The following is a 14959-nucleotide window of genomic DNA, read 5'->3' as shown; positions in this document are numbered from 1 at the left end:
TACTGCGAATAGAGCAAAAATACAAGGTTAAATTTGTAATCACAACCTTTTTACTGCATCATACCAGCTTGCAGGTCATACATTTTCTTATAGGTTCCTTCAAGAGCAATGAGCTCTTCATGGTTTCCCGATTCGATGATTTTTCCTTTATCGAGCACATAGATGCAGTTGGCATCTTGGATGGTGGAAAGGCGGTGCGCGATAGCAATGGTCGTCCGTCCTTGTCGCATCTTCTTCAGAGAGTTTTGAATCATCTCTTCGGTTTCTTGGTCAATATTGGCAGTAGCCTCATCGAGAATCAAAATCTTCGGTTTGGCAGCAATCGTCCGGGCAAAAGCCAGAAGCTGACGCTGACCGGTCGATAAGGTAGACCCCCGCTCTGTTACTGAATGATCATAGCCACCAGGTAAACCCTCAATAAAGTCAGCCACATCCACAAATGCAGCTGCTTGTCGGATTTCCTCATCTGTCAGTTCTTCATGGTACATCCGGATATTAGAAGCAATGGTTCCATGATAGAGAAAAGGTTCCTGCAACACTAGACCGATAGACTGGCGCAAGGCTTCCTGGCTGTAGTCCTTGATATCCTTTCCATCAATCAAGATCCGTCCGCGATCAAATTCATAAAATCGCATAAAGAGATTGATAATGGAAGATTTACCAGAACCAGTATGACCGACAAAGGCAATGGTTTCGCCATTTTTGACCTCAAAAGAGATATCTTTTAGGACATCCCGTTTGCCATCATATGAAAAGGAAACGTGCTCAAAGCGAATATCTCCTCGCTCAATTTTGTTTATATAGCCAGCTTGCTTGGGTTCGTAGTCTGTTCGATCCATCATCTCAAAGACACGACTCGCAGAGATGGTTGAAGTCTGTAAGGTAGCAAAATTTTGAGTGACATCAATCAAGGGTTGGAAAAGCTGGTTGACATACTGGATAAAGGCATAAATAAGACCTGCTGTAAAGCCAGAAGACTGCCAATTTAGACCGAAAAAGGTCAGAATGACTGCATAGGCTAGGACCTGTAAAAGGGTCATAGCTGGTCTCAAAAAGAGGGAATTGACATCGACAGAACGATTGGCATAGTCCAAATGTTCCCCATTAATTCGTTCAAACTCATCGGTCAAACGCTTTTCTTGGCGAAAGGCCTGCACGATCCGCATGCCTTCGATGGATTCAGATAATTTCACATTGATATCTGATAATTTCTGACGCGTCATTTTGACCAGGCGGTTGGATAACTTGCGATAGAGTCGAATGGAAAACCAAATGATGGGAAGAAAAGGCAGAATCCAAATAGTCAAATGCCAATCCAGGCTAAACATGGTCACCAGGGTCACTACAAAAAGTAAAAAGGATGAAACCAGACTTGAAAAGACAGTGGAGAACATATCTGCGACGGCCTGTGTATCATTAGTCACACGGGAGACAATCGAACCTGCTGCTGTCTGGTCATAAAAAGACATGCCCAGCCTTTGCAGATTTTGGAAAATATCTAGACGGATATCTCTTACGATGGAATTGGATACACGCGCAAAGGTTAATTGGCTCAGGTAAGTTGCCAGCACGCGACCAATGAATAACCCATAGTAGAGAATCAAAAACTGAAAAGCTGTCATAACTGGCGAGCCGGTTTCTGTTGGATCCACTAGGTGGTCAATATACCAGCGTGCCGCTAGAGGGATCGCTGTCAATAAAAGACTAGTCAGGAAGGTAAAGACTAAGGCTAGGACTGTTAACCACTTGTAACGCCACATGTAATTCAAGAGACGCTTCATCACACGAGCTTCAGATGTTTTCATTCAGCTTTCCCTCCATTTCTTCTGATAATTGTTGGGCTTGGTAGGTTTCATAGTACCAACCTTTTTGAGCCATTAATTCCTCATGATTTCCTCTCTCCTTGATCTGTCCGTTTTCCATTACCAGAATCAAATCCGCGTGAACGATCGCTGATAAGCGGTGAGCTGTGATGATGGTTGTTTTCCCCTTGCGTTCCTGTTTCATATTTTCGATAATCTGATGCTCCGTCTTAGCGTCTACTGCAGACAGGGAATCATCCAAAATCAGGATCTCAGGATTCATGACCAAAGCACGACTCATAGCAATCCGTTGCTTTTGTCCTCCAGAAAGAGAGACTCCTCTCTCACCGAGCACTGTCTCCATCTGATCTGGCATGGCTAAGATATCCTCATAGACCCCACAGGTTCTCAGAGCTTTTATCATCTCTTCTTCCTTAATCTGTGGATCAGAAAAAGCCACATTTTCACGAATAGTCATGGCAAAGAGAATCTGATCTTGGGGAACATAGCCGATCAAGCTACGAAGATCTTCTAAACGATAATCTTTGATAGAGATACCATTTAATAAGATCTCTCCCTGCTCCAGGTCATGCTCTCTGAGTAAGAGGCGCAACAAGGTGGTCTTTCCAGATCCAGTCGGCCCAACAATTCCAAGAGTTTGGCCTTTTTCTAAATGAAAAGCAACCTTTTTAAGAACAGGCTCTTTCTCATAGGCGAATTCTTTAATGTCATATTCCAAATCTCCATTTTGGATTTCTCTGACTGGATGGTTTGGATCTTGGATTTCAGGTGTTTCTGCTAAAAGTGTCTCAATTCGGTCATAGGAGACGCTAGCCCTCTGACTAATATTAAATAAGAAGCCCATGGCTTGAAGGGGCCATACGAGCATATTAAGATAGGTGATAAAGGTTACGATTTGTCCCACTGTCAGGCTCCCTTCTTGGACAAATAGCCCTCCGAAGTAAAGGGTCAATACATAGGAGAAGCCCACAAAAAGAAGAGTGGTCGGATCAAATAAGGCGTTGTAACTGGCGGAAGTCATATTCTTTGAAAAGACCATCTGATTGGTCTTTTCAAAAGCATGAATCTCATCTGACTGAAAACCAAAGGATTTGGTTACCTTGACTCCTGATACTGATTCCTGCACAAAGTTGTTGAGCTCCGAGAAGCCTTCTTGAGCTTCTTTGAAGGCTTGGTGGTTTTTGCGTCCAATGGCTGAAGTCACTACCACCATAACTGGTAGGGGCAAAATAGCCAAGAGGGTTAAGCGCCAATCAATCATGAAAAACATGCTGACCAGGGTCACCAAGGCTGTGACAGACGCATCCACTGCAGACATAACCCCACCACCGGCAAACATGGTTACCGCATTGATATCATTGGTAGCATGAGCCATGAGATCTCCTGTCCGATAACGCTGATAAAAAGACGGTGACATGAGCGTAAAGTGCTTGAACAAACGGTAACGCAAAATCCTAGCTAACTTATTGGCCGTCCCAAAAATATAGCGTCTCCAGACAAAACGAAGTCCATACATGGAAAGAGCTGCGAGGACCAAAAGAGCGATGTCCACAACTAACTGCCCCAGTGTCAGGCTTCTTTTATCGATCATATCAATCACAAGTCCCATGATTCTTGGAGGAATGAGATTTAAAAAACTAACCAAGATCAAGGACCCTATCCCGATTAAGTAACGCTTCTTCTCTAATTTAAAAAACCAAGATAATTTCCCTAACAGATGCATCTTATTTCCCCTTTTTGGTAAGCTGCCAGCTACTATCCACTAGAGCAAACAACACCTCATCAGCAATTGTTCCATCTAAGGGGATACTCACCCAATAGTTTTTATTCATATGAAAAGCTGGATAAATCCCTTTCTGCTGGATGAAATGGGCTACTTGGTCAGACTTAACATTTAGAACTTCTATTTTCCCTGACTTGCTAGCATCCAGTTTTTTCCAATCAATGGTCATAAAGACACCATACCACTTAAGAGTGTCTCGGTGGCGAATGGCACCCGATTCCGGAGATCTCTCCCACAAATATTCAATCGTTCCCTGATAGTGCAGAGAGATATAAGCCATGAGACGCTTGGCTTGAGGATAGAGAAATTCTTCTACCTCAAAACAGGCTTGGCGGATCCTTGCAAGTCTTTCTTGACAGGCTTCCCTGACTTGGCCAACGAAATTTCCTTGTAGCTGTTCCAGATGGATCTGGATATATTCGTCCCCTGTATCCTGATCATAGACATGAAAAGAAATCTTCTGCTCGCAGACTCGGAACTTTAAGAGAAAAGTGTCCGATAAGACGGGGCACTGGTACTCATAGCCTGCTTCTCTCTTCTCAAATCCATAAGCCAATCCCTTTTCTGGCTGAAAAGTGTAGCGGTCAAAATAATGCTCTAAAAACATTTTCTCTCCCTTATTTATTTTTGCACTAGAAGAGGCTGGAAACAACGTCTCCAACCTTGATAACAGATCCTCAAAACTACTTCAAGCAGTGATCGTTTCTTTTTTAAAACACGATGCGCGTGCCATGCAGTTGATAAACGCCCAATTGCTCCAAAAAGAGCTGACGATTGTCAAGGGTCACACCCCCACCTGGCAGGATCTGAATCTTTCCCTTAGCCTCAGCTAATAAAAGATGATAGTGTGCAAATCGTTGCTCTAGTCTATCACCTGGACTTCCAGCTCGTGTTAAAATACGGGCCACACCATGAGTAGAAAGCCAGTCAATCGCTTCTATCTGGTCAGTAACAGCTAATTCATCAAATGCCATATGAAAGACAACCTCTGCATTTCCACAGGCTGCTAGTAAAAGCTGCATGACTCTCTGATCCAACTTTCGATCGCTCGTCAGCGCACCCAGCACAAAACAAGTAACCCCTATTTCTTTCGCAGCCCGAATATCCACTAGCATAGCTTGGACTTCAAGATCTGTGTAAACAAAGTCTCCACCACGGGGCCGGATCATGACACAAAGATCCACGGACTGCTCTCTCGTCAGTTTGATTGCTTCCTTAATCACCCCTAAGCTCGGTGTGGTCCCGCCTACTGCCAGGTTGTCACACAGTTCAATGCGACCTGCCCCAGTAGCAATCGCCTTATCAATAAACGTTAAATTCTCTGCACAAAATTCAAAGACAAGCATGACAACTCCATTTTCATAGACTTAAAATAAGGAGATACTAACCGTTACCTTGGCATTGCCATTTTCCACTCTTGCTTTTGAGATGGTATAACCCGCTTGAGCGATCTCAAGCGTAATCTGATCACCATTCACTGTGAAGCCACCTCCATTTTGATTTGATTGATCCTTCAAATAGTTGAGAACCAAGGATTTTGGAATCGGCATTTTACCTAATTTAGCACCAGTTACAGTTAAATTCATGACATTGTTTTCGACTTGACCGGTCATGGTTAAATCTAGATAGCTATCGACTGGCCCTAATGATACAGGAACTTTGACGTGAAGGTCATTGCCATCCATTCCTAGTGCCATCTTTTGATAGTCAGAATTGTCAAGGGCAGATCCAGCACTTGTTTTTACGACTTGACTCAATTGCACAGAATTGAGACTCAGCTCAGTTGAGAGTCCTTCAGCGCTCACAGAGGCGTTTGAAGCAGCATTTTTAGCCAGTTCAATCAAAGAGCTCCCTGCCTGCACATTTCTCAGCTGCTCCCCTTCAGGGATAGATCCAGGAACCAACAAGATCACTAATAAAATAAATAAAACAATCACTATGCCAATCAGGCGTCTCATCCACTTAAACATCTGCTCCTCCAATACGTGAAAAGTTGTATTCTTATTGTACCCTAAATCCAAAGAAATTGCGACTATGAGGGACCTTTACAAAGCAAAAGAGAGCGTGGGACAGAAATCGGTAATTCGTTAGAATTCGATTTCGTCGTCCCACCTCCGCACAGTTGAGTAGGACTGTGAAGCTGATAAAATCAGCGTAGTAGAGTCCACTCAACCACTGCGTCTTTTTAGACAATCCAAAGATAATTTAGAGGCTAGGACTTTTGTCCCAACCTCTCTCTGTGCATTATTTCGATTTAATATAGTTAACACCATCTGCTTTAGGCGCAACTGCTTGTCCGAAGAAGGCTGCCAAGACAACCATGGTCAAGACGTAAGGCGCAATTTGCAAGTAGATGGATGGGATACCTTTAAGTAAAGGCAATTGATTCCCGATAACAGCCAAACTTTGTGAAGCTCCAAAGAAGAGACTAGCAAGCATGGCCCCGATTGGGTTCCATTTCCCGAAGATCATAGCCGCAAGGGCGATAAATCCAGGACCTACAATTGTAGTTACTGCAAAGTTAACAGAAACGGATTGCGCGTAAATGGCTCCTCCAATACCTGCTAGGGCACCTGAGATCATCACTCCTAAATAGCGCATTCTATATACATTGATTCCCAATGTATCCGCTGCTTGTGGGTGTTCACCAACTGAACGAAGACGCAACCCAAATTTCGTCTTGAACATGATAAACCAAGCTAAGAATGAAAATAGAATCGCAACCCATCCGATGATACTGGCATTGTTGAAGAAAATATCCCCAATCACCGGAATTTTAGATAAGACTGGAATGGATGTTTTCCCGAAGGCAACTTTGATATTATCAGTTTGTCCCTTGTTATACATCGCTTTAACAAGGAAGACCGCAAGTGGTGGTGCCATCAAGTTCAATACCGTACCTGAGACGATATGGTCAGCACGGAAATGAATCGTTGCCACCGCGTGAATCAAGGAGAAGAGTACTCCAAGCCCTGCAGCAACGATCAAGGACAACCATGGTGTCAAACTTCCTAACTCAGGCTCAAAAGTCAAGTTAAAGATAATACCTGAGAAGGCTCCCATCACCATGATTCCTTCAAGGCCAACGTTAACAACCCCAGCGTGTTCTGAGTATGCTCCTCCGATACTTGTGAAGATCAGCGGTGCCGCATACACAATCATAGAGGAAACAAGAATACTTAAAATCGTTACAATACTCATTAGTTTGCTCCTCCTTTTTTAGCTGAACGCATCGAGATCATCTTTTCGATAATGTAGTGGGCACATACGAAGAAGATAATAGATGCTGTCACAATTTGAACGACTTCTTCAGGGATGGCAGCTGGCTTCATACCAACTCCTCCAATTTGAAGGGCTCCAAACAAGAAGGCAGCAAATGGTATACCAATTGGAGAATTCATGGCAAGAAGGGCAACGGCCATACCGTTAAATCCAACACTCATCGAGCTGGTTTGAACGTAGACATTTGAGTAAATACCAAGACCTTCTACAACCCCACCAATACCAGCAAGTGCACCAGAAATAATCATAGAAAGGATGATAGTCCGTTTTGCTGACATACCAGCATATTCAGCCGCATTGGAATTGAGACCAACGGCACGGATTTCAAAACCGAGTGTTGTTTTCTTCATCAAGAACCAGATGACCACCACTGCGATGATGGCAAAGAAGATCCCGATATTCATTTGTGATTTGTCTGTCAAATTACGCAACCACTCCGTCTGGTAGACAGCGTTGGCTCCCACATCAACGGTTGAATCCTTGTTTTTCATCAAGGAAGCTGGGAAGCTATGGATCAAGGCATTCCCTCCATAGAGAACAATGTAGTTCATCATAATGGTGATGATGACCTCACTGGTTCCAAGATAGGCACGAAGGAAACCAGGAATCGCTCCAATGAATCCACCTGCGATAGCCGCAATCAAAACGGTCATCGGAATCATCAGTAAGCGAGGCATATTGGGGAAGGAAAGTGCAAACCAAGTCGCCATGATCCATCCTGCAAAAGCCTGACCAGGAAGTCCGACGTTAAAGAAGCCGGCTCGGCTGGCTACTGAAAAACCAAGAGCAACTAAAATCAGTGGCCCCATGGCGCGGGAAATATTTCCCCAACTCTTAATCGAACCAAAGGCTTTCTTGAACAGCAATTCATATCCCCAAAGGGCATCATAGCTGAAGGCCCACATAATAATGGCACCCAAGACCAATCCTAAAAGGACAGACACCAATGGAACGGCAATTTGTTTTAAATTCTTATTCATTTGATGCTCCCTCCTTTACTTGTCCACCTGCCATGAGGATTCCAAGTTCTTGCTTATTCGTCGTTTCAGGGGTTACGATCCCTTGGATCTTCCCATCATGAATAACCGCAATACGGTCAGAAACATTCAAAATTTCATCCAATTCAAAGCTGACAACAAGAACAGCTTTTCCATTATCCCGTTCTTGAATCAACCGTTTGTGGATGTATTCAATCGCCCCAACGTCCAACCCACGAGTTGGCTGGCTGACGATCAAGAGATCCGGATCACGATCGATTTCCCGAGCGATAATGGCTTTTTGCTGATTCCCTCCAGAGAGAGCCTTAGCTGGCACCACTTCACTAGCTGCACGAACGTCAAACTCCTCCATCAACTTCTTGGCATAAGAGGTAATATTTGGATAATTCAAAATACCATTCTTGCTAAGAGGTTCTTTATAGTAAGTTTGAAGAGCAATGTTTTCAGAGATCATCATATCAAGGACTAATCCATCACGATGACGGTCTTCAGGGACGTGTCCCACCTTCATTTCTGTGATTTGACGTGGGCGAAGTCCTACAACTTCCTTGCCTTTAATCTTGATTGAACCGGATTTTACCTTCCGTAGACCTGTGATGGCTTGGATCAACTCAGACTGACCATTTCCATCAATCCCTGCGATCCCAACGATTTCACCGGCACGAAGTTCTAAGGAAAGATTCTTAACAGCTGGGACTCCCCGGTTTTCATTCACGACCAAGTTTTCGATCGACAAGACCACTTCTTTTGGTTCAGAAGGACCTTTTTCAGTCTTAAAGGAAACAGAACGACCGACCATCATTTCGGCCAAGTCTTGGTTGGTTGCTCCACCAATCTCGACTGTTTCAATAGATTTCCCGCGACGGATAACCGTGACGCGGTCTGAAACAGCACGGATTTCATCCAACTTGTGCGTAATCAAGATGATTGATTTTCCTTCATTCGCCAAGTTCTTCATGATTGTCATCAATTCTTCGATTTCAGCTGGTGTCAACACTGCAGTTGGTTCATCGAAGATTAGGATGTCGGCTCCACGATAAAGCGTCTTTAAGATTTCCACACGTTGCTGCGCACCAACGGAAATATCCTCAACTTTAGCATTTGGATCTACTGCCAAGCCATATTTTTTAGACAATTCAAGGATATCTTGACTGGCTTTTTTAAGGTCCAAAACACCATGTTTCGTGGTTTCAGAACCAAGGATGATATTTTCAGCAACAGTGAAGGCTTCAACCAACATAAAGTGTTGGTGCACCATTCCAATTCCTAAAGAAGCTGCTTTTGAAGGTGAGTCTAGGTTAACAGTTTTTCCATTTACCACGATGTCTCCGCTAGTTGGTTCCAACAAACCAGCCAACATATTCATCAGGGTAGATTTCCCTGCACCATTTTCTCCAAGAAGTGCATGGATTTCACCTTTGCGCAACTGAAGATTAATCTTGTCATTTGCTACAAAGTCACCAAATTTTTTGGTAATCTCACGCATTTCGATGACATATTCATGTGTCATGTGGGATGTTTCCTTTCAAAAATTTTTTATTTCAATAAAATCTGTTAGACAACTAACAGATTTTATTGAGACAAAAATGTCTCACTTTAAAAGAAACGGCCCTTAAAGGGAGGGCCGCCCAATCAAATATTATTTTTCAGGAACTTTAAGAGACCCATCAAGGATTTTAGCTTTGGCATCTTCGACAGCTTTTTTAGCATCTGCAGAAAGGTTGTCAGTTGTCAAATCAACTCCACCATCTTTCAAGCTATAAGTAATCACTTTACCGCCTGGGAATTTTCCGTCAGCAGCTTTTTTAGCCAAGTCTTTTACAGATTCTCCGACTTTCTTCAAGCTTGAAGCCAATACGAAGTTTGATTTTTTACCATCTTTAGAAGTGTATTCACCTTCAGCTTTTTGGTCGCGGTCAACACCAAGAACCCAAACTTTTTCGTCTTCATTTTTCTTTTCGTTCAAGTCTTTTGCTTCAGAGAAGACACCAGCACCAGTACCACCAGCTACTTGGTAGATAACGTCTGCACCTGCAGCATATTGAGCGGCAGCAATTGTTTTACCTTTAGCAGAATCACCGAATGAACCAGCGTAGTCTACTTGAACTTTGATAGAAGGGTCAACAGATTTAACACCAGCTTCAAATCCAGCGCGGAAACGTGTGATAACTTCACTTTCCATACCACCTACGAAACCAACATGTTTTGTTTTAGTTGTTTTCGCAGCTGCGACACCTGCAAGGTAACCAGATTCGTTATCAGCATAGACAGCAGACGCTACGTTCTTTTGTCCTTCAATACGGTCGTCGATGATGACATAGTTCACATCTTCGTTGTCTTTTGCAGCTTTTTTAACAGAGTCGCTCAAGGCAAAACCAACACCAAAGATCAATTTGTAATCGTTAGAAACAGCTTCATCAAGGTTTGTCGCATATTGAGATTCATCTGTTGATTGGAAGTAGTCAAATCCGTTCCCTTTAGAAAGACCGTTTTCTTTCCCCCAAGCTTGCAAACCTTCCCAAGCAGATTGGTTGAATGATTTGTCATCCACACCACCAGTATCGGTAACGATAGCAGCTTTCAAATCAGTTTTTGATTCTGAGTTTGCGCTATCTTTTTTAGACGCACGATTTCCACATGCTGCAAGTCCGATAGCAGCGACAGTTACTAGACCAAGGCCTAGCCATTGTTTCTTGTTCATTACTGAACCTCCTAAATTATTGTGCAACATTGTTGCAAAGTATTGAAAGGGTCAAAAGACCGCCTCACAGACCAACTAAGTCAAGTCTGTAAAGGAATATGGAAGTAATTCCTTGACCGTCATCACGACCGTCGATTTATCTTTAGATACCAAAGTTACAGGAAGGTCTGGCTCAAAAAATTCAGCCATGACCTGGCGACATGCACCACATGGAGAGATGGGCCTTTCTGTTTGCCCGTAGATAATCAGCTCTTTGAACTCGCGAGCTCCTTCAGAAACAGCTTTAAAAATGGCTGTCCGTTCTCCACAGTTGGTTAAACCAAAACTGGCATTTTCGATATTGACACCTGTATAGATTTCCCCGTTCTTTGTTAGCAGTACAGCTCCAACTGGGAAATGAGAATAGGGCACATAGGCTTGTTTACTCACTTCAACTGCTAAGTTAATCAACTCAGTAGTCGCCATGAGCCACCTTTCCTTCCATGATGGCTACACCAGAAGAGGTCCCGATACGAGTCGCACCTGCTTCGATAAAAGCAAGAGCATCTTCATAAGAGCGAGCACCACCAGAAGCTTTGACACCCATGTCGGGTCCAACTGTTTGACGCATTAAGGCCACATCTTCTACCGTTGCTCCTCCAGTTGAGAAGCCAGTTGAAGTCTTCACAAAGTCTGCGCCAGCTAACTTAGCAATTTGACAAGCAACGATCTTTTCATCATCGGTTAAGAGACAAGTCTCAATGATGACTTTGACCAGCTTATCTCCGCTAGCTTCAACTACAGCTTGGATATCTTCCTCAACTAGTGCTAAATTCTTAGACTTCAAAGCCCCAATATTAATGACCATGTCAATTTCATCGGCACCGTTTTGAATAGCATTTTTTGTTTCACACGCTTTGACAAATGGTGTATTTGCTCCCAAAGGAAAACCAATGACGGTACAAACTTTAACATCTGAATCGCGCAAGCCCTCGGTCGCAAAATTCACCCATGTCGGGTTCACACAGACACTCGCAAAATCATAAGCCTTAGCTTCTTCGATCAACTTTTCGATCTGTTCTTGTTGCGCATCTGGTTTTAAAAGAGTGTGATCGATATATTTATTTAACTTCATACAATCTCCTGAGCTACTTAAGATATTATTTCAATAATTTCTTTAACGCTTTCAGCCCTATCTAGTATTTTAACATTTTTTTTGAATTCTGTAACACTTTCTTGTGAATTTTTTTCATTCATGAAAATACGGGCAATGCGTTCCCCCTTTTTGACGTGCTCTCCCACTTTCTTGTCAAACACAATTCCTGTTTCGTAATCGAGGGGATCCGATTTGACAGCACGACCAGCACCTAGGCGCATAGCAAACAAGCCAAACTCCATAGCAGGTAAAGCAGCAATGACGCCATCTTGGTCCGCTGTTACTTCAAGGACCTGATCCACTTTGACAGGACGGTGCAAATCCTCTAAATCTCCACCTTGAGCCACGACCATTTCTTCAAACTTCGCTAAAGCTTGACCATTGGTCAAGTGTTCATGAATGGCTTCAATTGATTGATCTACATTGGCCAATCTCAACATGATTTGCGCCAACTCACAAATAAACTCTGTCACATCAGCGCGTCCCTGTCCTTTCAGAATATCCAGGGCTTCTAAAATTTCTAAACGATTACCAATGCTGGTTCCCAAAGGTTGGCTCATATCTGTAATGACAGCGATCGTTTTCCGACCCACTGCATTTCCAAGATCCACCATGGTGCGTGCTAAACGACGAGCATCCTCAATATTCTTCATGAAGGCACCCTCGCCAACTGTCACGTCCAACAGAATGGCATCAGCACCAGCAGCAATTTTCTTACTCATAACAGAGCTAGCAATCAATGGAATGGTATCCACTGTTGCTGTCACGTCACGCAGAGCATATAAAAGTTTGTCCGCTTTTACAAGTTGGTCAGATTGACCAATAACCGATAAACCGATCTCCTGCACCTGCCGGATAAATTCCTCTTGGGTCCGCTCAATCTGGAAACCTTTAATGGATTCCAACTTATCGATGGTTCCACCTGTGTGGCCTAAGCCACGACCGCTCATTTTAGCAACTGGTACTCCGAAACTTGCAACCAGAGGCACCAAGACCAAGGTCACCTTGTCTCCCACACCACCAGTCGAATGTTTGTCTACCTTGATTCCTGGAATAGCTGACAGATCAAACTGTTGCCCTGTTTGGACCATCTTCATGGTCATATGGGAAATTTCTTCCGTCGTCATCCCTTTAAAATAAACGGCCATAGCAAAAGCAGACATTTGGTAATCTGGAACCGTTCCAGCCACATATTCCTCAATCAGCCATTCAATTTCTTCCTTGGTTAAGGCAAGACCATCTCTTTTTTTCTGAATGATATCTACTGCTCTCATAATTCTTTCTCACTTCTTAAAATATAATAGCCTTTGTCTTTTTTTACAGTCTCACAATTGCCAAACGTCTCTTCCATCTTTGCCTTAGCGCTCGGAGCCCCTTGTTTTTTCTGAATGACAATAGTCAAGTCCCCACCTGGTTTTAAATGTTCAAAACTACCGGTGATCACCTGGTGAACGACTTTCTTACCGGCTCGGATTGGCGGATTACTGATCACATGATCAAAGTCCCCTTCTACTGTTTCATAGACATCTGAAGAAAAGATTTGAGCCTCAACACCGTTTCGGCTAGCATTTTTCTTAGCCAAGTCCAGCGCCCGCTCATTGACATCCACCATGGTCACGGCAACTCCCTGAGCTTTAGCTAGAGAGAGGCCGATTGGGCCATAGCCGCAGCCAACATCGAGGACACTTTCTCCTTCTTGAAAATCCAGGGTTGATAAGAGTACCTGACTTCCATAATCAATCATTTTTTTACTAAAGACGCCCGCATCTGTATAGAAATTCATCTTTTTTCCCAATAAAACAACAGCCAGATCATGAATATCATGGGCTGCATCTGGGTTTATATCGAAATACATTTTACTCATAAGGTTATTTTATCATAATTCATTCGTTTTTTAAATCGTTTACATGACCCCTAAAAACTGGTATACTAATGACTACAATAGGAGTGACAAATGGATAAAGAATTTCTACATTTTGAAAAAATTAATCGAGAAACTTGGCAAAATTTACACCGCAAAACCACCCCACCTCTCTCGCAAACAGAGCTCAATTCTATTAAAAGTTTTAACGACCGCATCAACCTCCAAGATGTACGTGACGTCTACTTGCCTTTGACAAACTTGATTGGAATCTACAAGCGTTCTAAAGAAGATTTAGCCTTTTCAAAAGGTATTTTTCTCCAAAAAACGAGTGAACGCCAACCCTTTATCATTGGGGTTTCAGGTAGTGTCGCTGTTGGAAAATCCACCACTAGCCGTCTTCTACAGATCCTGCTTTCGCGGACCTTCGAAGGCTCGACCGTGGAATTGGTGACAACAGATGGCTTTCTCTATCCAAATGCTATCTTAAAAGAACAAGAGCTCCTCAATCGAAAAGGATTTCCTGAAAGCTATGACATGGAATTGCTTCTTGATTTTCTCAACCAAATCAAAAACAACAGAAGTGTAGAAATCCCTGTCTATTCCCACGAAATTTACGATATTGTCCCAGATGAGAAGCAAACGATTTTACCGGCTGATTTTGTCATTGTAGAAGGGATCAATGTCTTTCAAAATCCACAAAACGACAGTCTCTATATGACCGATTTCTTTGATTTTTCAATCTATGTGGATGCCGCAGTCGATGATATCGAATCTTGGTATATTGATCGCTTCCAAAAACTCCTGGCATTAGCTCAGAATGATCCCAAGAACTACTACTATCGATTTACGGAACAACCCTTAGAGGAAGTTTTAAGCATGGCCCATCAGGTCTGGGAATCCATTAATTTAGTCAATTTGCAACATTACATTCAACCAACTCGTAACCGGGCTGATCTGATTCTCCATAAGGCGACCAACCATGAAATCGACGAAATTTATCTCAAACGCTAGAGAAAATGGCCTTTTAACGGTACTTTTTTAAGGAAAAGCTATTTTAGGCTTGTCAAATCTTAACTTTTCATATATAATGAGATAGTTAGATTATCAATGGAGGTGAATAACTTGGCAAACATTAAATCAGCTATCAAACGCGCTGAATTGAACGTTAAACAAAACGAAAAAAACTCAGCTCAAAAATCAGCTATGCGTACTGCAATCAAAGCTTTTGAAGCAAACCCATCTGAAGAACTTTACCGCGCTGCTAGCTCAGCTATCGATAAAGCAGAAACTAAAGGTTTGATCCACAAGAACAAAGCTAGCCGTGATAAAGCACGTCTTGCAGCGAAACTTGGTTAATCAAGAACAGCATAAAA

Annotated in this window: 15 protein-coding genes; 2 read left to right on the top strand and 13 right to left on the bottom strand. The window is 42.9% G+C overall.

Features of this window, described 5'->3' with window-relative positions; all coding sequences use genetic code 11:
• Nucleotides 1–50: 50 nt before the first annotated feature.
• The 13 genes from JX304_RS06655 to JX304_RS06595 all read right to left on the bottom strand — a co-directional run bounded on the left by JX304_RS06655 (nucleotide 51) and on the right by JX304_RS06595 (nucleotide 13586).
• Nucleotides 51–1805: an ABC transporter ATP-binding protein gene (locus JX304_RS06655; RefSeq protein WP_205011795.1), complete on the bottom strand. Its 1755-nt coding sequence runs from the start codon at nucleotides 1803–1805 to the stop codon at nucleotides 51–53.
• On the bottom strand, nucleotides 1792–3546 hold the full coding sequence (locus JX304_RS06650; protein ID WP_205011794.1) for an ABC transporter ATP-binding protein: 1755 nt from the start codon (nucleotides 3544–3546) through the stop codon (nucleotides 1792–1794). Before JX304_RS06650 ends, JX304_RS06655 begins: the two co-directional genes overlap by 14 nt.
• Before the next feature lies 1 nt (nucleotide 3547).
• Complete coding sequence (locus JX304_RS06645) at nucleotides 3548–4213, bottom strand: MmcQ/YjbR family DNA-binding protein (protein ID WP_205011793.1); 666 nt, start codon at nucleotides 4211–4213, stop codon at nucleotides 3548–3550.
• Between the two features lie 103 nt (nucleotides 4214–4316).
• The gene (locus tag JX304_RS06640; RefSeq protein WP_205011792.1) at nucleotides 4317–4952 is read right to left on the bottom strand and encodes a copper homeostasis protein CutC; all 636 of its coding nucleotides are present in this window, start codon (nucleotides 4950–4952) and stop codon (nucleotides 4317–4319) included.
• Nucleotides 4953–4973: 21 nt separating this feature from the next.
• On the bottom strand, nucleotides 4974–5576 hold the full coding sequence (locus JX304_RS06635) for a hypothetical protein (protein ID WP_205011791.1): 603 nt from the start codon (nucleotides 5574–5576) through the stop codon (nucleotides 4974–4976).
• A gap of 274 nt (nucleotides 5577–5850) precedes the next feature.
• Nucleotides 5851–6807, bottom strand: a complete 957-nt coding sequence (locus JX304_RS06630) for an ABC transporter permease (RefSeq protein WP_205011790.1) — start codon at nucleotides 6805–6807, stop codon at nucleotides 5851–5853.
• Complete coding sequence (locus JX304_RS06625) at nucleotides 6807–7868, bottom strand: ABC transporter permease (RefSeq protein WP_205011789.1); 1062 nt, start codon at nucleotides 7866–7868, stop codon at nucleotides 6807–6809. Before JX304_RS06625 ends, JX304_RS06630 begins: the two co-directional genes overlap by 1 nt.
• Entirely contained in the window at nucleotides 7861–9396 is a 1536-nt protein-coding gene (locus JX304_RS06620) for an ABC transporter ATP-binding protein (RefSeq protein ID WP_205011788.1), read from the bottom strand. The genes JX304_RS06625 and JX304_RS06620 overlap by 8 nt, the downstream gene beginning before the upstream one ends.
• Nucleotides 9397–9525: 129 nt before the next feature.
• Entirely contained in the window at nucleotides 9526–10587 is a 1062-nt protein-coding gene (locus JX304_RS06615; RefSeq protein WP_205011787.1) for a BMP family lipoprotein, read from the bottom strand.
• Between the two features lie 75 nt (nucleotides 10588–10662).
• Nucleotides 10663–11052, bottom strand: coding sequence for a cytidine deaminase (locus JX304_RS06610; RefSeq protein ID WP_205011786.1), 390 nt, complete (start codon nucleotides 11050–11052; stop codon nucleotides 10663–10665).
• On the bottom strand, nucleotides 11039–11701 hold the full coding sequence (gene deoC / locus JX304_RS06605) for a deoxyribose-phosphate aldolase (RefSeq protein ID WP_205011785.1): 663 nt from the start codon (nucleotides 11699–11701) through the stop codon (nucleotides 11039–11041). Before deoC ends, JX304_RS06610 begins: the two co-directional genes overlap by 14 nt.
• A 17-nt stretch (nucleotides 11702–11718) precedes the next feature.
• Nucleotides 11719–12996: a pyrimidine-nucleoside phosphorylase gene (locus JX304_RS06600; protein WP_205011784.1), complete on the bottom strand. Its 1278-nt coding sequence runs from the start codon at nucleotides 12994–12996 to the stop codon at nucleotides 11719–11721.
• Nucleotides 12993–13586, bottom strand: a complete 594-nt coding sequence (locus tag JX304_RS06595; RefSeq protein ID WP_205011783.1) for a class I SAM-dependent methyltransferase — start codon at nucleotides 13584–13586, stop codon at nucleotides 12993–12995. Before JX304_RS06595 ends, JX304_RS06600 begins: the two co-directional genes overlap by 4 nt.
• Before the next feature lie 90 nt (nucleotides 13587–13676).
• On the opposite strand from JX304_RS06595, the gene coaA reads away from it, so the two are divergent.
• Both coaA and rpsT read left to right on the top strand, forming a co-directional pair.
• Nucleotides 13677–14597, top strand: a complete 921-nt coding sequence (gene coaA, locus JX304_RS06590; RefSeq protein ID WP_205011782.1) for a type I pantothenate kinase — start codon at nucleotides 13677–13679, stop codon at nucleotides 14595–14597.
• A gap of 96 nt (nucleotides 14598–14693) precedes the next feature.
• Nucleotides 14694–14942 (top strand): 30S ribosomal protein S20, encoded by a 249-nt coding sequence (gene rpsT, locus JX304_RS06585; RefSeq protein WP_003007640.1) that lies wholly within the window; start codon nucleotides 14694–14696, stop codon nucleotides 14940–14942.
• Nucleotides 14943–14959 lie beyond the last annotated feature (17 nt).

Origin of the sequence: Streptococcus parasanguinis (assembly GCF_901875555.1) — a bacterium.
In the GTDB taxonomy this organism is placed as follows: Bacteria; Bacillota; Bacilli; order Lactobacillales; family Streptococcaceae; genus Streptococcus; species Streptococcus parasanguinis_H.
The sequence above is the reverse complement of the archived record's forward strand: the minus strand, read 5'-3'. Positions and strand labels throughout refer to the sequence as shown.